15 protein-coding genes and 1 tRNA gene are annotated in these 17600 nt (G+C 58.1%); 8 read left to right on the top strand and 8 right to left on the bottom strand.

Annotated elements, in window-relative coordinates; all coding sequences use genetic code 11:
• The first annotated feature begins 19 nt into the window (after nt 1–19).
• The 4 genes from M7439_RS03300 to M7439_RS03285 are packed head-to-tail and all read left to right on the top strand — an operon-like array spanning nt 20 to nt 3299.
• Entirely contained in the window at nt 20–898 is an 879-nt protein-coding gene (locus M7439_RS03300; protein WP_298346827.1) for a branched-chain amino acid ABC transporter permease, read from the top strand.
• Entirely contained in the window at nt 888–1880 is a 993-nt protein-coding gene (locus M7439_RS03295; RefSeq protein ID WP_298346824.1) for a branched-chain amino acid ABC transporter permease, read from the top strand. The genes M7439_RS03300 and M7439_RS03295 overlap by 11 nt, the downstream gene beginning before the upstream one ends.
• On the top strand, nt 1880–2617 hold the full coding sequence (locus tag M7439_RS03290) for an ABC transporter ATP-binding protein (RefSeq protein WP_298346821.1): 738 nt from the start codon (nt 1880–1882) through the stop codon (nt 2615–2617). Before M7439_RS03295 ends, M7439_RS03290 begins: the two co-directional genes overlap by 1 nt.
• Entirely contained in the window at nt 2604–3299 is a 696-nt protein-coding gene (locus M7439_RS03285; protein WP_298346819.1) for an ABC transporter ATP-binding protein, read from the top strand. The genes M7439_RS03290 and M7439_RS03285 overlap by 14 nt, the downstream gene beginning before the upstream one ends.
• A gap of 92 nt (nt 3300–3391) precedes the next feature.
• On the opposite strand, the gene M7439_RS03280 is transcribed toward M7439_RS03285, so the two are convergent.
• Genes M7439_RS03280 through M7439_RS03260 form a run of 5 tightly spaced genes read right to left on the bottom strand, consistent with a single transcriptional unit; the run spans nt 3392 to nt 9978 of the window.
• The gene (locus M7439_RS03280) at nt 3392–4309 is read right to left on the bottom strand and encodes a 1-acyl-sn-glycerol-3-phosphate acyltransferase (protein ID WP_298346817.1); all 918 of its coding nucleotides are present in this window, start codon (nt 4307–4309) and stop codon (nt 3392–3394) included.
• Nucleotides 4299–5885 (bottom strand): lactate racemase domain-containing protein, encoded by a 1587-nt coding sequence (locus M7439_RS03275; RefSeq protein ID WP_298346815.1) that lies wholly within the window; start codon nt 5883–5885, stop codon nt 4299–4301. The genes M7439_RS03280 and M7439_RS03275 overlap by 11 nt, the downstream gene beginning before the upstream one ends.
• Nucleotides 5878–7101 (bottom strand): zinc-binding dehydrogenase, encoded by a 1224-nt coding sequence (locus M7439_RS03270; RefSeq protein WP_298346813.1) that lies wholly within the window; start codon nt 7099–7101, stop codon nt 5878–5880. The genes M7439_RS03275 and M7439_RS03270 overlap by 8 nt, the downstream gene beginning before the upstream one ends.
• Nucleotides 7098–9422, bottom strand: a complete 2325-nt coding sequence (locus M7439_RS03265) for an HAD-IB family phosphatase (RefSeq protein ID WP_298346811.1) — start codon at nt 9420–9422, stop codon at nt 7098–7100. The genes M7439_RS03270 and M7439_RS03265 overlap by 4 nt, the downstream gene beginning before the upstream one ends.
• Before the next feature lie 40 nt (nt 9423–9462).
• The gene (locus tag M7439_RS03260; RefSeq protein WP_298346809.1) at nt 9463–9978 is read right to left on the bottom strand and encodes a hypothetical protein; all 516 of its coding nucleotides are present in this window, start codon (nt 9976–9978) and stop codon (nt 9463–9465) included.
• A gap of 189 nt (nt 9979–10167) precedes the next feature.
• On the opposite strand from M7439_RS03260, the gene M7439_RS03255 reads away from it, so the two are divergent.
• Nucleotides 10168–10755 carry a TetR family transcriptional regulator gene (locus tag M7439_RS03255; RefSeq protein WP_298346807.1) on the top strand — a complete coding sequence of 196 codons (588 nt, stop codon included), beginning with the start codon at nt 10168–10170 and terminating at the stop codon, nt 10753–10755.
• A gap of 536 nt (nt 10756–11291) precedes the next feature.
• Here the strand turns inward: M7439_RS03255 and M7439_RS03250 are convergent.
• Both M7439_RS03250 and M7439_RS03245 read right to left on the bottom strand, forming a co-directional pair.
• Nucleotides 11292–11684, bottom strand: coding sequence for a helix-turn-helix transcriptional regulator (locus M7439_RS03250; RefSeq protein WP_298346806.1), 393 nt, complete (start codon nt 11682–11684; stop codon nt 11292–11294).
• Complete coding sequence (locus tag M7439_RS03245) at nt 11665–12804, bottom strand: MalY/PatB family protein (RefSeq protein ID WP_298346804.1); 1140 nt, start codon at nt 12802–12804, stop codon at nt 11665–11667. Before M7439_RS03245 ends, M7439_RS03250 begins: the two co-directional genes overlap by 20 nt.
• Before the next feature lie 336 nt (nt 12805–13140).
• Between M7439_RS03245 and M7439_RS03240 the strand changes: the two genes are divergently transcribed.
• On the top strand, nt 13141–14712 hold the full coding sequence (locus M7439_RS03240; RefSeq protein WP_298346803.1) for an MFS transporter: 1572 nt from the start codon (nt 13141–13143) through the stop codon (nt 14710–14712).
• Between the two features lie 514 nt (nt 14713–15226).
• Here M7439_RS03240 and M7439_RS03235 read toward each other — a convergent pair.
• Nucleotides 15227–15303: transfer RNA gene (locus M7439_RS03235), tRNA-Val, on the bottom strand.
• Nucleotides 15304–15489: 186 nt separating this feature from the next.
• Between M7439_RS03235 and M7439_RS03230 the strand changes: the two genes are divergently transcribed.
• Nucleotides 15490–16629, top strand: a complete 1140-nt coding sequence (locus M7439_RS03230; protein ID WP_298346801.1) for an EAL domain-containing protein — start codon at nt 15490–15492, stop codon at nt 16627–16629.
• Nucleotides 16629–17567 carry an EAL domain-containing protein gene (locus M7439_RS03225; protein ID WP_298346799.1) on the top strand — a complete coding sequence of 313 codons (939 nt, stop codon included), beginning with the start codon at nt 16629–16631 and terminating at the stop codon, nt 17565–17567. Before M7439_RS03230 ends, M7439_RS03225 begins: the two co-directional genes overlap by 1 nt.
• Nucleotides 17568–17600: the final 33 nt, after the last annotated feature.

Below are 17600 nucleotides of genomic sequence, written 5' to 3'. Positions count from 1 at the left end.
GTGCCTTCCGGGAGCAGACGTGCTTTTTGAGTTCGCTGTTGTCGGGGGTATTCTCCTTGGTATCTATTACGCGCTGTTTGCGATGGGCCTTAATGTCGTCTTTGGAGCACAGCGCATTATCAACCTCGCTCATGGCGATATCGTGGTACTCGGTGGTTATGCGGCTTGGGAGCTCTACGAGACCGCCCACCTGTCCCCGATCGTCGCGGCGGTGGTCGTACTGCCGTTCGCGATCGCGCTAGGGTTTTTAGTCCATCGGTATCTGACGCCGCGATTGACGAAGTCCTCTGATCCCGAAACCCTCTCCCTTATTCTCTTCTTCGGGTTGTCCCAGGTTATTGAGGCAGCTGCATCGCTCATCTTCGGTCCAAATGAACACTCGCTGCCTACGAGCGCCCTTCCAGTCTCATCGCTGCATCTGCTTGGCGAGTCGTATCCTGGGATATGGTGGGTTGCCGCGCTCGTGAGCATTCCGATTCTCGCAGTGTTTCTTTGGCTCCTTTACCGTACCCCTTTTGGCCTGCGGGTGCGTGCAGTGATGTCGTCTACGAGCGAGGCGGCGACGGCGGGGATCGAGTCGAGGCTGGTGTCAGGTCTGTTCTTTGGTGTCGGCTTTGGTCTGGCTGCCGCCGCCGGAACGATGGGAATATTCATCTTTGGAGGTATCGCCCCCACGGATGGGGTGGCCTTGACGATCACGGCCTTTGCGATTATCGTCTTTGGTTCGCTGGGTAACCCGGTTGGTACGGTGATCGCGGCACTGATCTTTGGTGTCGTGACCCAATTAGCACAGGTTTATGCGCCGAGTTGGTCGAACTTGGTGCCGTATGCATTAGTTATCCTTACCATGCTCCTTCGGCCACAGGGTCTACTTGGAAGGAGGCAACGTGTCGCTTAGCGCACGCCAGGTGCCGATGGTGGGAGAAGGGAAGCAGGGGCCAAGGTGGCGCCGGTTTCTTTCGCCTGGCATGGCAGTCGCGATCCCGGTGCTGGCCTTTCTCGTCGCGGTCCACGTCTACTCCAATGAGTTACTCTTGGTCGATATGGCGATCTACATCGCTCTGGCTCAAGGGATCAACATCATCTATGGCTTTACCGGCTATCTTCCCTTTGGATACTTCGGGTTCTTTGGGATAGGGGCCTATGTTGCCGGTTATGGGATCGTGCACCTTGGTCTCTCTGGGCCGGTGGCGGCCCTCTTTGGCGGTGTTGGTGGGGTTGTCGTCGGGGCAGTGATGTTGCCCCTGTTCCGGCTCAAAGGTGCCTATTTTGCCTTGACGACACTCGCCGTGGGGGAGGCGCTCTATGCAATCGTCGCCAATCCATCGCTTACGAAAATAACCAATGGACCGTACGGATTGAATTTAGCAGCGGTCTACTCCTCTGGATGGTCATTTGGTATGGCTGTTGGTCTCGCGGCAGTCTCGATCCTCGCAGTGGTGTTGATCAAAAACTCGCGGTATGGGATGACCCTCAAGGCGATACGCGACGATCCTTACTCGGCCTCAATGGCGGGTATCAATGTCGCACGCGATCGGTTCTACGCGTGGCTGATCGCTGCCGCGATCGCTGGGATCGGAGGCGCGATCTACGGTTGGGCCATCAGTGTGTTTTACCCGCAGGACGTCTTTGATGTGACGGTATCGGTTTTTGCCATCGTCTTCGCGTTGTTCGGGGGCATCGGTACGATTTGGGGACCGACGCTGGGTGCGGCGGTGCTGTATGCGGTGTATAACGTGGTGGGTGTCTCCAACCCGCAGTACTTCCAATTGATCTATGGTCTCGTGATCGTGCTCTTGGTGTTGTTTGCTCCACGGGGTCTCGCCGGCATCGCGCGATACTTACACGAACACCGACCGTTTATGAGGAGTTCCCGCTGATGGTCGATACGGTGACGCCGAGCTCCCCCTTGCTCCAGGTTGCGGACCTCGTGACTCGGTTTGGAAAGTTTCGCGCGCTCGACGGCGTCTCGATCGAGGTGGGAGCTTCGCAGGCGATCGGACTGGTTGGACCGAATGGCTCTGGCAAGACGACATTGGTCAATACCGTCTGCGGACTGTACCCACCAGCGGCAGGGTCGATACACTTCGCAGGTGCGAACCTTACAGGAAAACGGGCTGATGTCATCGCTCGCGCGGGCATCAACCGTACCTTTCAGATCTCGAAGCCATTCGCCAGTTTGACGGTGCGCGAGAATGTGGAGGTGGCTGCGCATCACGCCCATCACCCGAGAGGTGTCGATGAAGTACTCGAGACGACGAATTTACTGCGCGAGTCACGAGCCTCAGCGAGCGACCTAACGGCGGCACAACAGAAACGTCTGGACTTGGCACGAGCGCTGGTGATGTCGCCGCGTCTCTTGTTTATCGATGAACTCGCCGCTGGTTTGACCCCCAACGAACTTCAGGATGTGGCTGCGATGCTCAGGAACCTCGTCGACGAAGGCATCTCGTTGGTGGTGGTTGAACATCTGATGGGCTTTCTTGAACAGGTGGTTGATGGCGTCTATGTGCTTACGGCAGGTCAAGTGATCTTTCAGGGTTCGCTGCGCGATGCACTCGCAGATAATCGAGTTCAAGAGGTCTTCCTTGGAAGGAACGACAGTGCTACGAGCTGAAGGTGTCGAGTCGGGCTACGGAAGCGTGCAGATTTTGTGGGGTCTCGATCTCAGCGTTCAAGAGAACGAGGTGCACGTTCTCCTTGGTGCGAACGGGGCGGGTAAGTCAACGCTTCTCAAGGTTCTCGTTGGTCTGTTACCCTGTTGGGCGGGCAGTGTCCATGTCGATGGTAACGATATCACAAGATTGTCTGCACCCCAACGCACGAAGATTGGCCTTGGTTTCACCAGCGAGGTTGGCATCTTTCCAGACCTCACCGTGGAGGACAACCTACGATTGAGCGCATTGGTGGTTCCTCCCAGCAAGAGAAAAGAGGCCATCGAATTCGCCTACAGTAGGTTTGCCGAGTTACGGGGACGTCGGCGCGCACTTGCCGGTGGGCTCTCAGGTGGTCAGCGTAAACTCGTCGCCATTGCCAGAGCGCTCGTCTCCCAGCCAAAGGTGCTCTTGCTGGATGAGCCCTCCGCCGGTCTCTCTCCGCGTTATGTGTCAGAGGTCGTGGACCGACTAGCAGAGTTGCGTGGGAGCACCACCCTCTTAGTAGCAGAGCAAAATGTCTCATTCTTGGAGATCGCTGATGCAGTCTCCGTCCTTGAGGGAGGAAGGATTCGCTTCTCGGGTACCAAAGACTCCTTCTCCGATGATGCGGCCCTAAGGGATGCATTCTTTGGTCTCGAATAAGGGGTGACGATCGTAACGTCGTAGGGTTTGGCGATGGGGCGGTACGATACTCGAGATCGAGAGGCCGGAACCCTGAACTGTTCGATGAGTGGCTATTTGCTTGAGTGTCGCGAACCAAACATCTTTGGCCACTTGCGCGGTTCCTCATGCTGGTGGCGGTGCTCGCTCGTTTCCCAGGCCTCCACCCAGCTCCGCGAGGGGGCGGGGAAGGAGAGTGCTCGGCCGGGTTGGCGCGCGGTGAAGAAATCCGTTGCTGCTTCGCGGCCCAGTACGCCGAGGGCCTGGGTGATGCGATCATTGAGAGCGGAGACGCGTTCTCCCTCACGTGGAACGAGGGGTTCGCCGATGATGACGGTCGTTGAGCCAGGGTGAATGCGATCAGAGGCTTTCCCGTAGATCTCATACGTGCCATCGATGAAGATTGGCACGACCGGCCGGCCGGTTTTGATCGCCATCTGGGCGGCACCGGACTTGAGCTCTTGGGCGAGGCCATCAGGGGTTCTACCACCTTCTGGAAAGAGTACGAGATTCCATTCCTCCTCTAGTAGCTGGGTCGCTAACTCTGCCGAGGCACGTGAAGGGCGTACGCGATCGATTGGGATCGCCCCGAGCAATGTTGAGGAGAAGAAGCCTTTGGTCCTTCGGTCGAAGAAGAAGTCGGCTCCTGCTCCAACGACCGTATGATGCCGAAGCTTTGGCGGCAGAACGGCGAGAATCAATGGAGTGTCGAGATGACTCTGGTGATTTGCGACGAAGATGATCGGCCGCTCGAGTGTGTCGAGGACAGAGGTGTTGATGACGGTGGGTCGAGTAACTCGACGGGTGAGTGGTGCGATAGCCGAATCGAGGAGGAATGCACGTACCCGCCGCACGGATTCTTTGCGGGAGAAGCTTGTGTCGTAGTTGGTACCGGTGGCATGGGTTCGCGGTGGGATCATCGATCCCGGTGGCGTCGGACGGCGCAGTACGAATCGAGCAGGTGAGTGAGGGGAGGGTTGTTTAGTAGACATCAGCCATCACCAACGGTGGGGAATGCAGGTGCATGATGCTGGGGTCTGGCCCAACGATCGAACGGGCCATCTCCAACGCATCAGCCATCGTGGAGGCAGACTGAAAGCCTAACCGACGTGTTGTCTTTGGATCGCCACCGAGGATGATGACACCACCGAGGTGGTCGAGGGCATGGGCTCCCCAATACCACATGTAGAAGGGGTGGACGCCATGGTAGGCGTTGCCGGTTCGGTAGAGGTGGATGTACCACGGATCGCGAGCAAAAGACTCCTCGTACTTCGATTCGATCACGAGCGGGTCCGTCGTCTCTGTGAGGACTTGGTCGAAGAAGTCGACGTAGCTTGGATGGAACGCCGGATCGAACTCTGGGCGGTTGGGGTGTGAGAGGATCACGACACCGCCCTTGCGCACCAACGGCTTGTTGCGGTACATATTGAAGAAGTACCCGAGGCCAAGGCAGTAGACCAGGATCGGATTCATGATGGAATTCACGTTGTAGGGGCCGATGAAGGGGAGGCCGAGGGTGAGGATGTCGGATTGACCATCAACGCGTACCAGCTGTTGCTGGTAGACACGTTCAAGCGTACGCTCATGGACCGCCTCTACCTCGCCGGCGGTGATGCCGGTTACCCCGTAGGGAGAGCGTACGGACTGAAAGATCTGGCGCGCTAGGTGGGGTGGAGTCTTCTTGAGCGCCTCGCTGGCGGCGATAAAACTGGCCCGGTCGCGAAGGTTCCATTCCCACTCTCGTTTGGAGAGGAAGCGAAAACTCTCGGGGAATGTCGCGGTATTGAGGGTGGTCTCGATCTGAAAGATCTTCACTCCTGCGTCTTTAATGACGTGACCCATACGCCAGTTTGAGGAGTGCAGCTCTGAGTTGTGACGGTCCATGAAGGATCGGGAGTGCACCATTGTGTTGACGTTGTGATGAAACTTGATGGAGTCGTAGCTTGCCAGCCCGGTCGCTACGGATTTGTGGCCACCGTCCATGGAGACGAGGTTGATGTTGACATAGACCAGGAGGTCGCTCTCCACCGCGCGGCGGTTGAGTTCGACAAGTTCACCACGGTCGGTCTCACCGACAACCGTCATGTTTGCCTTGTCCTCGGCATCGTGTTGGGTGAGTTGTCCGCGAGGCGCAAGTGCGTTGTAGACGCGATTACCCAGCGCATGGCGCAGCTCACTCTCGGTCATACGTCGATGGAGTGCGAGGGCAGCGATGAGCACCACATCGGTGACACCCGCTGCAGCAGCGCGTTCGAGCACCGCCTCGATGACGAGAGAACGAATATCTGGCGCCGTCATCTGCGGCAACGGCAACGATACATCATCGAAGGCGATCGTCAGGCTCATATTTGGATTGAGAAGACTCGAGAGGGGCTGTGCGTCACCCACGGGGTGTTCGAGCGCCTCCTCGATGGCCGAACGCACATCTCCAATAGCGCTCAGCGGCTCTGGAGGGTAGAGAATGCGTGAACCCCGTGGGAGGCGTTCAAGCCGGAAGGATTCTCCGTGCCAGAAGAGCGTGGGAGGGGTCGCGCGGTCAACCTCGAGAACAAATCCAGGTCTAGCCATCGTGTACCGACTTTCTTTTCGTGAGATCGAAGACAACTTTAATCGCATCCTCGCGGCCGCCATGATAGGCCTTGCGTAGTGCGGGAACGTATTCGCCGAGGCGATAGCGGTGGGTTACCAGCCGGCCGAGTTGGAGGTGGCCAGCAAGATGGAGAGCGATCGCGAAGGTGCGGGGTCGCTGGCCAGCTGGAATGGTGAGGCCGATGCGTTGGGCGACGGCAGCGTCAAGATCCTCTTCGCCATAGGCGTAGGCTCCCTTGAGCTGGACTTCGCGATGCCAGAGTGGGGCAAGATCTAGCGATTGACGTGGAGGCATGCCGGCGACGATCACTTCGCCACCTGGGCGAACCGCTGCGATTGCGGACTCGATGCTCGAGCTGGATCCAACGGCGTCGATGATGGTGTCGAAACCGTTGCTGACGTAGTGACTGACTCGCTGACTGGCGTGCAGTCGACGAGCCGCACCAAGGAGCTCTTCTGGATAGAGCACCGAGGTCGCCCCTAGTCGCTTGGCGAGTTCTCGCTGAAGAGGATGCTTCGCGACAACCGTGATGGAGTCGTAGTCACCGAGCGTGGTCGAAGCGGCCAATGTGGACAGTCCTACCGTGCCCGCCCCGATGATCGCGAGGTGACCCTGGCGATGGGTCGGCCGGAGGCTGACGTGGATGGCACAGGCGAGGGGCTCGACCATGACGGCATCCTCGAGGGAGAGGTCCTCGGGTATGGTGTGGAGCGCGCGCTCGTGGGCGATGAATTCGTTGGACCACCCTCCTCCGGTTGATGCGCAGTAGCCGAGTTGTATCCCCTCTTTGAGATCGCCAATCGTTGTAGATTCACAGAGTTGGGTCTGTCCGATGGCACAGAACCGGCACGGAGCGAGTCCCCTGATGGCACAGGTGAGGGCCGGCTCTACGACGACACGCTCGTCGGGGCGATCGAGCCGTTCGCCAACGATCTCATGACCTGGCGTGAAGGGTAACGACGTCAACGCCTCAAAGTAGCGCGATGACTGGAAGAAGACGGTGGCGATGTCGGATCCACAGATACCCGACAACAGTGGTCGGACCCGAACCCATTCGTTGGTCGGGGCCTTCGGGGGGTCGATGTCTTTCAGGCTCAGGGGACCAGATTCGATGGCCTTGTCGGTTAATCGATCTTTGAGAATACGTGCAGTCAGGAATCTTGCTGGCGAACGGTTGATCACTAAGGCTTTCATAACGTTCGTCCGATCGGCAAAAAGAGGTTGCCATATCCTTTGGAGCGTGACCACTCCTCGATCAACCAACCACGGCGTCGTGCGAGTTGGCGTAGTTTGGTGTCGGGGTTGACCGCCACCGCGGCACCTGCCGCTTCGAGCATGGGAAGATCGCTGGTCGAGTCGGCGTAGGCGACGGTCTCCTCAATGGCATAACCGTTTGCCTTGGCGACCTTTCTGAGTACGTCACCTCTTGCCTCTCCAATGGGAAGAGCACCTGGAACCTCGCCCGTGAGGCGTCCATCCGCATCGGTGGTCATCTCTAGTGAGAGCATCTGGTCAAAGAGCGGTGCCATCGGAGCGACCGCAAAGGAGAGTGCGCCGGTAATACAGAGGGTGAAGTGGCCCGCTCGCCGGTGGGCACGCACACGGGCGAGCCCGAGTGGGAAGGACTTGCGCAGTAGATAACCGGTAAGGAACTCCGGTGCTCTGCGCTCGAGCTCTTCGAGTTCGGCACCGCGATAGCGGCGATAGAAGTAGCGGAGGAAGTCGGATCGATCGTGATTATCGAGCTTGAGGAGTTGGGGAGCCTCAGCTAACAGACTCGCCGCGATGGCGAGCTTGTGACCACCATCGACACTTGCCGTTGCCAACCAGGAGAAGGAGTCGACGACGTTGGCGGCCAGAATCGTGTTCTCAAGGTCGAAGGCTGCCAAGCGGTGGCCAGTGAGCAAGGATGCACGGAGTCGATCCTCTCTGGAGGTGCGTTTGGGGGCGCTACTCTTGGGTCGAGTACGTGCCCGGGCGTGTTCGACTACCGAAGGAAGGTGAGTTCCGAGCACGAAGGATTCCCAGTTGATCAGATGAGGATCGAGTGCGATCTTGTCATGTTCGTCATCGCCGATGCGCGTCGCGAGTTCCATCAGGTTATCGGCGAGATAGATGGCCTCGCATTCGGCGTAGGCACCATAGAGTTCCACGTAGGAGCCAGCGCGCTCTAGGCCTTGCTGGGTCTCCGCGAGTTGATCTTGGTAGTCGACAAAGTTGGAACGGAGCGGGAGCTTGGCGATGATTTTTGTCGAGGTGTCGACGATGCGCTGTGAACGTCTTAACGTTGATTCCACTTGACCGCGGGCAGGATAGGTCCATTCCGGAACCGCGATCGCCTGACCGATCTCATCATAGAGAGGATGGTCACTGAAGTAACGTCGAATCAACGCAACAAGCTGGCGATATTTGAGAGGATTGAGCGATCCTGAAGCGGCATGGTAGTACTTGGTGGATTGAGGAGGGGTTGCCGCAGCGGCAAGGATGGCTCCTACGACGAGGTCCACTGGTATCACATCGACGACCCCCTCGGGGACACCCGGAAAGTCCTTCAGGAGTCCTCGGGCAAAGGAGATGATGATCGGCTCAGCCATGCGAAAGCCGCGAATCCAACCCGGATAGGGGTCACGGAGTGCAGACTCGATGATGGAGGGTCGCACGATGGAGAGCGGGACGTTGCCGCGCTCCGATTCCAGCAGTCGTTCCCCGAGTGCCTTGGTCATCGCGTACGCATCGGGCCAGCCGAGACTCTGCGCTCGTGCTCGGCCCTTGGCAACCATCTCGTCCTTGACCCAGTCGGCGCGGAGACGTTCGATTTTTTCTGATAGCAGAGCGACCCCTGCCGATCCGAGTTCGGCCATAGCGATCGTTCGTAGCGAAGCAAGGGTATCTGGCTCACGACTTGAGGCCTCAGTGGCGGTCCGTTGTGCACGGGCTGCATCGACCTCGAGGCGCCATGGGATCTCAGGATAATGTGGTTGTTCCCGCAGAGAAAGTTCCGGTGCGTCTCCCTTGCGTGAGCCTGCCACGTAGGCGGTAGAGACGGAGACGAAGTGTCCTGGGTCGGAGAGGTCTGCTCGCGCTGCTTGATAGGCATGCATGACTCGCGTGGGGCCGAGCAGGTTGATCTCCACCGCTTGGTCGAACATTGCATCGAAGCTGACCGTCGCCGCCGAGTGGACGACGATGTCGCTACCGGCGAGGAGTTGTTGGTCATCTTCGTCGAGGCCGAGCCCGTCTCTACCGACGTCACCCGCGGCGATCTGGACGCGGCGGTGAACCTCCTCATCGAAACGCTCAGCGCCCCACTCTTGACGTAGACGATCGAAACAGTTGTTGCGGAACAGGTCCTTCTCTGCGCGAGCCTGAGCGGTGATACTTCTCCCCGGCCGTATGAGGAGCACGAGCTTGGTCGATGGTAGTGCCCGCAGTACGGTCTCAACGAGCGCCGTCCCCAAAAAGCCGGTTGAACCGGTCAGAAAGATCGTCTTGTCGTTTAGCGCAGATTCGAGCACCGTTGTATCCCCATCATGTGAGTTGCCAGTTTACGTTGCCTTACGGGCGGCTGTTACGCCTACGCCTTGCCTCACGCTTGGAGGGCGGCTTTGGTGGGGTGTAGCGCTTCGAGGCGCTTGGTCGCGGTCTTGGTGCCATGGTGGTTGTTTTTGAGCCAGCGGCATTGGGGGGTGCTAGCCCTGCTTTTTTTGCCTGGCGCGCTTGGCGCCGCAGTTCCACCTGGGCTCGGTCGACTTTAAAGCCAGCAAAGACTCCCCAAGCCATGAGTGGGAAAGCGAGGAGGACGAGGCTACCCCAGCCAGCTCCTAACGCAACAATGATGGCCCCTACCCCGGCGAACCGGCGTTGATTTCGGTAGATCATGAAGGCGGTAATGGCCATGAGTGCAAGCCCTTCCGTAATGGCAACGGCTGGGTTGTCGAGAAAGGATGGGTTCTTGGCTGGCTTCACTTTGCCGATGATCACAGGAGTCCAGATGGCGATGTAAGCGATCGCAGTGAGTGCTACGATGCCAAAACCTATCTGGCGTTCGCGTTTAGAGAGTGGAGCGGCCATACCCTGGCCAGCCTAGCGGGATGGGATCTTGGTGCCTCCCGGTCTTGGGCCTCAGTCCCTCTATGGTGCGGGCGACAGCGGAGCTGGTAGGGTCACCAGTACCGGTTGATCGGGGTTGAGCGACCTGCCGTGGTGGGGGAGGATTCGCCAATGGCCTGCCTGTGCGGTAGGTAGGAATAGAGTTCCCCTATGACGATTGAGGAGCGCAAGGAACGCACGCGCATGATGTTGACGGAGGCGGCGGCCGAACTCTTTGTTCTGAAAGGTTTCGACCAGACCACGGTGGAGGAGATCGCCCAAGCTGCCGGAATCTCACCGCGGACCTTCTTTCGTTACTTTGCCACCAAGGATGAGGTGGTGATGAGTTTTCTTTGGTTGAAGGTGGATAAATTGTTGGGTTCGCTTGCGGTCCGGCCAAAGGAGGAAGAGCTCCTTGAGTCGGTGCAGGTGGTCTTTCGTTCATCCGAGGCCGATGGTAACGTCGAGCGTGACCGGCAATTACTACGCTTGCTCGCTACCACGCCCTCATTACGCGCTCGTTGGCTGATCGATGGATGGGAGTCGGCGGTTCGACTGCGCCCGATCATCGCTGAACGGCTTGGGACAGAGGCGACGAATCCGCGGGTAGCGCTCATCGCGAACACCCTCTTCATGGTGGCGGAGACGGTGCTTGATCGGTGGTCAGTCGAAGGCGGTGACTTTGTCGATGAGTTGGTTACATCCCTCGTACTCATCAACCGGGGAGGTCTGTTCTCGCGTGGGGATGCTCCTGCGTAGGCAGTGCGTCGTGCCGGTCCAGGGAAAGCGGTGCTGAATCCCGACTGATAGCAGGGGTTGGGAGAGCCAGAAGCCGTGATCGGATTGGGGATTCAGTGGTTCACGACCCGATCTCTGGCGGTCGATGGTGAGGTATCCGGAGTGGTACCCTTGGGCTAGAATGCATTGGCCAGAGTCCACGGTACGTCTGAGATGAGCCTTTGTTGCTTGCTACCCAAGTGGGCCCCCGGGGCGTGGGGACGTTGGGTGGTGGCACTCAGGATGCAGACGACCAACCCAGCGTTGGGAGACTGTTCTGTGCCCCTGAACCAAGGACCGGATCAGCTTGTTGTGAGGATTTCTAGCCACAAAACCCTGTGCCGAGATCCGTGCGGATCCCCTTGCATCTTGACGTTGTGGTGGCGAGAGGGTCATCAAAGAACAACTGCCGTCGGTCCCTCTAGGCAAAGCGCTGTCCAAGGGTGATCGAGGAGACTGCTACGCGATGCAGGGACGATCGTGGAGAAACCGTCAATGCGCCCCACAACGACACGGTGTCAGGAGGCGGTTGGTTGAGCGGCTCGGCATCCTTGGATGGCCGTGATATTGTCATCGACTACGGCATTCGACAGCTGGAGGATCTCCGGGACGGTTGGATTCGCAATTCGGTAGTACTTGCGACGCCCGACGCGTTCTTGAGCTATCAACCCACAAGCGGTGAGGCAGCTCAAGTGCACCGATGTCCGTCCCTGCGAGAGCCCCGATGCCTTCACACACTCTGTCGCTCCGAGGCGACCAGCTGAATAGATGGCAACGAGGAGCTTGAGTCGCGTCGGATCGGCGAGCGCGGAGAAGAAACGGGCAAGATGGGGGATATCTTCGGCATGGACGAGTGTCCTCTGTGCCTGGACGAGTGTGGACTTTGACGATCTAGAGGGTACCGAGCGCATCGTTGATCCTTTCGATGATGGCGGTGATAGTTGATGGCCAGGCGGCGAGGTTGAGGCGGAAGAACTGAGGGGCGCCTGGCAAGTAGTCCTCTCCTGCGCCGACTCCAAGTCGCCCACGATCAAGGAGGAACTCGTAGGCCGATTGGTTCTCTGGTAATCGATGGAGTTCTCCCCAGAGCAGATAAGTACCCTCGCGATGGGTGAAGGATACAAGTTCATGGTTGGCGTAGCTCTTTTCCATCACGGTAAAGTTGTCATCGATGACGTGGCGGACCTCATCTAACCAGCTGCGCTGGGTCTCGTATGCCTCGGCTCCAACGGCGAGGCCGATAGGAGTCGCCTGAGAGAGTGCGAGGAGGGGACTCGCTTTGAGTCGGGCCCTTTGTGCTCGGTCACTTGGTAGCTCGATGTGTGCAACCTTCAGCCCGGCGATGTTGAAGGATTTGGACGGCGATGAGAGCACGATCGCGCGGGAGGCGCTCTCATTCTCGAGTGATGCAAAGGGGATGTGGGTGCTACCGTGACTCAGGAGATCCTGGTGGATCTCATCGGCGATGACGGTGAGGTGCTCTCGGTCGGCGATAGTAGCGATGGCAGCAAGCTCAGATCTTGTAAAGATGCGTCCAGTCGGATTCTGTGGGTTGCACAAAATCATCGCCTGTGCCCGTGGGTCAGCGGCAGTCGTGGAGAGTCGTTCGAGGTCGATGCGATACTGTTGGTCAACCTTGGACATTGGGACCTCCATGAGTTCCCGTTGTGCATCCTTGACCACACTGAAGAAGGGTGGGTAGCTCGGCGTCAAAACGATGACTCCCGCCCCTGGATCGGTCACAGCCATCACCACGATGCGTAGGGCGGCGACGACATCGGCGACGGTCCTCAGTGGGTGCGGTTGTGTCCCAAAGCTCTCCTTGCACCACATCTGATATGCCGCTTCATAGCTGGAACCGAGATCTGAAGATGGGTAGCCGGTATCGCCGTTGCGGAGCAGTTCGATACCCGATTCAAGGGCTTGTGCTGGTGGTGGAAAGTCCATGTCGGCGACCCAGGCTGGCACAACGTCGAGGGGATAGCGCTGCCACTTCACTGAATGGACTCGACGGGCTCGAACCGCAGCCATACTCTCAGGTTGGAGCGGTGATTGCTTTGGGTTGCGTGACATGATACGTCAGTGTATTGCCTTGATTGTTTGCCTGGTAGCGAGTCTGTCAACCGAATGGATGACAGCGTTTGGCCAGCTTGCGACGGTTATTCAGCATCGTGCTGCCCGTATCTCGTCAGTAGGACTGAAACAGGGCGACCTTTGGGAACAAATCGGGTAGGGTAGTGGTTAGAAATGGCAGTGACTGACAAAAGTGCGGATCTAGTCAAGGATGGTTGGCGTACTTCCGCGGTGGCAGTGTTAGCAAAACGATGTTCCATACGTGCGAACAGTGAGTAGGAAAGAAGAGTTGTAATGGAAGCAGTACAAAAGGGTCCTGAGAAGCGGCGACTGCGAGGTAATCCGTGGTTTTCGTTGGTGGCGGTCGCCTTTGGCGTTATCATGGTCGGTCTCGATGCCACGGTCGTCTCGATCGCAAACCCATTCATCGCGCGTGGTCTGCACGCGAACTTAGCGGATCTGCAGTGGGTGACCAATGGTTACCTACTCGTCACCGCTGTCTTGCTTATTCCTGCTGGGAAGCTCGGCGACCGCCTCGGTCGTCGGAGAATTTATCTGATCGGCATGGCGGGGTTTGCTTTCGCCAGCGCCGGTGTTGGCCTTTCGGGTTCGATCGGTCTGGTGATTACGTTCCGCGCCTTCCAGGGTGCCTTCGGTGCGTTGATCATGCCAAATACCTTGGCAATCCTGCGCAAGACTTTTCCACTGGAGAAGTTGAATACAGCGATTGGGGTGTGGGGTGCCACCTCGGCTATCGCCATTGCAGGAGGTCCAATCGTCGGTGGCCTGCTCGTGCAGGATGTCTCGTGGCAATCTGTCTTCTATTTGAATGTCCCGGTCGCGATCATTGGCATCATTATTAGCGTCCTCGTACTGCATGAAAGCAGAGAGACCGACGTCGAGTCCCCGGACTATCCGGGCATCGTCACCTTGGCCGCCTCGTTGTTCCTGCTGGTTTTTGGGCTCATCAAGACCCAGACTTGGGGATGGGCTGATCCAAAGACGCTTGCCTGCTTTGGCGGGGCCATCGTCGCCGCCGGGCTCTTTACCTTCGCGGAGGGTAAAGTTACCAACCCATTGGTTCCACTTCGGATCTTTGCGAGCCGTGCGCTCTCGATGTCGACCATCAGCGTCATCTTGAACTTCTTCGCCTTTTATGGTGTCATCTTCTTCGTCTCGTTGTATCTGCAAGAGGTTCATGGCTACACGCCAATCGAGGCAGGAGTACGGTTGCTACCGCTTACCGCGATGTTCGTTATCTCAGCGCCTCTTGGGGCGGTGCTTAACCATCATTTTGGTCCAAGATTCCCGGTCACGATTGGCATGTTGCTGTCGGCAGGTGGGCTCTGGGTGTTAACGAGTCTTGAGGTCTCGTCGAGCTATCTTCTGTTGGCGATCCCGTTCGTTATCCTCGGTCTCGGTGTCGGGTTTGTATTGACGGCGACCTCTGACGCGATCGTTGGCAACGCCCCATCGCAGGATGCAGGTGTCGCCGGTGGGGTCCAGTCAACGGCGCTCCAGATTGGTGGGGTGATTGGGACCTCCGTCCTTGGTTCGGTCCTGCTTGATCGGGTTGGCTCGACACTGGTTGGAAAGTTGACCCACGCAGGTGTCCCGGGTGCGCTGGCGCCGAAGTTGCTGGCTGCCAAGCCGCTCGTCGCCGAAGGTGCGGTGCCTCGTATCGCCCACATTCCGTCTAGCTTGCAACTGGCGATTACCAACGGATCACACGCTGCGTTTCTGTCGGGGCTTCATGTCGCCATGGTGGTAGCCATCGCCGTCAGTCTTCTTGGGGCAGCGACGGGGTTTGCGATCGGTAACAAGCGTCCATCTGAGGATCAAGAGTCTGAGATGATCAGCGACTGAGAGACCAACGGTTTTGCCGTCTGCCGTCAGTGTCATGGACCTGGTATCCACTATCGCTGGCGGCATCGGCATCTCTGTCCAGAACGTCGCTGGAGTGTTGGATCGAGTGACCTGACGCACCATGTGAGCCGATACGATTGTTGTCCAGGCGAGGTTACAGTTCTGTGGCCTGGCCAGAGTTTGTCGTTATCAAGTATCCATGGCCAGACGGATGTGCACCAGTAGTTCCATGGCAGTGGATCTCCCTTCGAGGGCTCTGATGGCTAGGGCCACCGCCGAACGCCGCCAGGTGCCGAGACGTCTGGCGACAGACGCGAGGAGTGTTGGATCGCCCCTTTGTCCTGTTCGGGATCGTGCGATGATGGCTCGCTACCTCTATAACGGTTTCGGTCGCACAGTCACGGCCTTGAGGCCCACTGTCATGGCGCTAGAGGTCTCCGAACATGCCTATCTGCTTTGGTGTCGGTAGGGATTGGCAGACGAGGACCAGTTATTCGTCGCCGTAAGGGAATTTTGGTGGGCGCTAGAGGACTCGAACCTCCGACCTCAGCCGTGTGAAGGCTGCGCTCTAACCAACTGAGCTAAGCGCCCGCGATAGCTAGATCCTAGTGACCGCAATGGTCGATACGGCCCGTGGGGTCTCCCGTTTCTAGGTAGCCCGGCGTGGGAGTTGGTCCGCAGCACCATTGGGCGGCCTTGTCGATTGTTAAAGGCCCTGTGTTTTCTGCCGAAATGGCTAAAAGCGGTCAGCATGACGGATGGGATGAGGTGTGGGTTATGGAGAAGGAGCTAGAGGGGCAAGGCAACGATGTCAGCGATCTCGCTGAAATACCCTCCGCCCAGGTGATTACGTCAACGCTTGCTGATCCGACAACGCTAGCGATTGTCACCCAACCGATCGTCTCTCTCGACGATGGTGGTGTCGTTGGCTATGAGGCGCTTGCCCGTTTTGCTGGAGAGATCTCTACCGAACGGTTATTCATTGAGGCGTCAGAGCTTGGCCTTGGCGCTGAATTAGAGGCCATTGCGCTCGAGCGTGGGCTAGCGGTATTGCGTTTCTTGCCCCGTGGATTTGTGCTCCACGTCAATGTCTCGCCCATCTATCTAGGTATGCAGGAGATTCATCGCACGCTCATCAGCGCCCCGTTGCATCGAGTCGTTATCGAACTTACCGAACATGTTCCAGTCTCAGAGACCAAGCAACTCCGCCGACAATTGGCGATCTATCGTTCGCTCGGAGCTCGCATCGCTCTTGACGATGCGGGTGCGGGGTATGGAGGTCTTGAGCTGATGTATGAGCTTGAGCCCGACATGATCAAAATCGATCGATTCTTGATTGAGGATATCGACCACTCCGAAACCAAGGCCGCCGTCGTCTCGACTCTTGTCGCTGCGGCACGATCAAGGGGCATTAAGGTTGTCGCTGAGGGGATCGAAACTCGGGCTGAGTTCGACGAAACCTCCCGACTGGGGATCGATCTTGGCCAGGGTTACTGGATTGCTCGACCAGGGTCAGGACTCCCAAGGGTGAACACAGCGAAGCTGTCGCACTCGAGCCGCAAGGAGCGCAACGTCACCCTCGGACGAGAACTCGCCGAGGTCACTGAATCAGTTGCGACTGCGCTCGGCAGTACGAGTTTTCCTGATCAGCCGTTTGGTATCGGTGTCGATCACTATGGTCGCCCGCTGTTCCTCTGGTCGAGAGGAACAGATGGAGTCGAGCACGTTCGAAATGTAACGGAGGTTGCTTGCGGCTCATCCCTGCGGGAGTGTCTGCGAAGGGGTTTGGCGAGGGGCGTGGAGACACGCTTTGATCCCCTTGTGGTGACCGACCATACAAGGCGTGTCCTCGGTGTTGTGCGGCTTGAACGCCTGCTTAGCGGCGATCAGCAGCGACAGGGTGTGGAGGCGTCGTGATGGTCAAGCAGATAGCTATTGCCCGCACTGGTGAGTGGGACTGGGAGGCCGAGGTTCGTCGAACGTTGGCAGCACCTGAGGAGCTGACGACCGTTCTTGAGCCAGTGAACTCCTGTCACTCGGCGCACCTGCTGGCCATTGAGGGGCTGACCCGTAGTCCGCGGGTCGGCTCGAAGGAGCTTTTTGCCCGTGCTGGTGCCCTTGGGCTGGATGTCACCTTGGAGCTCTGCACGCTTAGCCGGCTTCTTCAGCGGTTTGGTGCCGAAGAGACAGAGGCGAGATTGAGTGTCAACATATCTCCGTCGATCGTTGGTACTGCGGCGGTGCAGGATCTCATGGCACCTTGGAGTGACCGACTGATCATCGAGATTTCTGAAGAGAGTATTATCCGGGATCCAGAGGGACTGGCTGATTCTCTTCGCCCGCTTCGACAGCTTGGTGCCGAAATTGCGCTCGACAATGCAGGCGTTGGTTACGGTGGACTCTCGCTTCTCGTAGCGCTCGAGCCCGAGTGGGTCAAGCTGGATCGCCGCTTGGTTGGTGGGATGGTGACCTCGAGTGCAGGTCGCGCAATCGTCAGAAACTTGACAACAATGGCTCACCGGATTGGTGCGAGGGTGATCGGTGTTGGTGTCGAACAAGAGGTGCAGCTCGCACATTTGATGGAAGAGGATGTTGATGGTTGGCAGGGGTATCTTGAGCAACCTATGCTCGTAGAGCGCTCACGCCGCTCGATCGGAGCAGTCTTGCGGGACCGGCCAATCCCGATCAGCGGGGCATTCGTCCTTCATGTAGGGGATTCAGCTTCCTATGGATTGAGTCAGTGGCTACGACACGGGGTAGCATCCCTCGATGCCGTTGCGAGGGTGAGCGATGGTTGCTACGAGCTAGGCTGGGTAAAATTCGGTGACCTGGTCGGCATTGCTCGGAGTGGTTAGGCCGGGCATCGACGAGGAGTGCCACTAGGGGAG

It is taken from the genome of Ferrimicrobium sp. (genome assembly GCF_027319265.1).
In the GTDB taxonomy this organism is placed as follows: domain Bacteria; phylum Actinomycetota; class Acidimicrobiia; order Acidimicrobiales; family Acidimicrobiaceae; genus Ferrimicrobium.
This window is presented reverse-complemented; position numbering and strand designations above follow the sequence as displayed.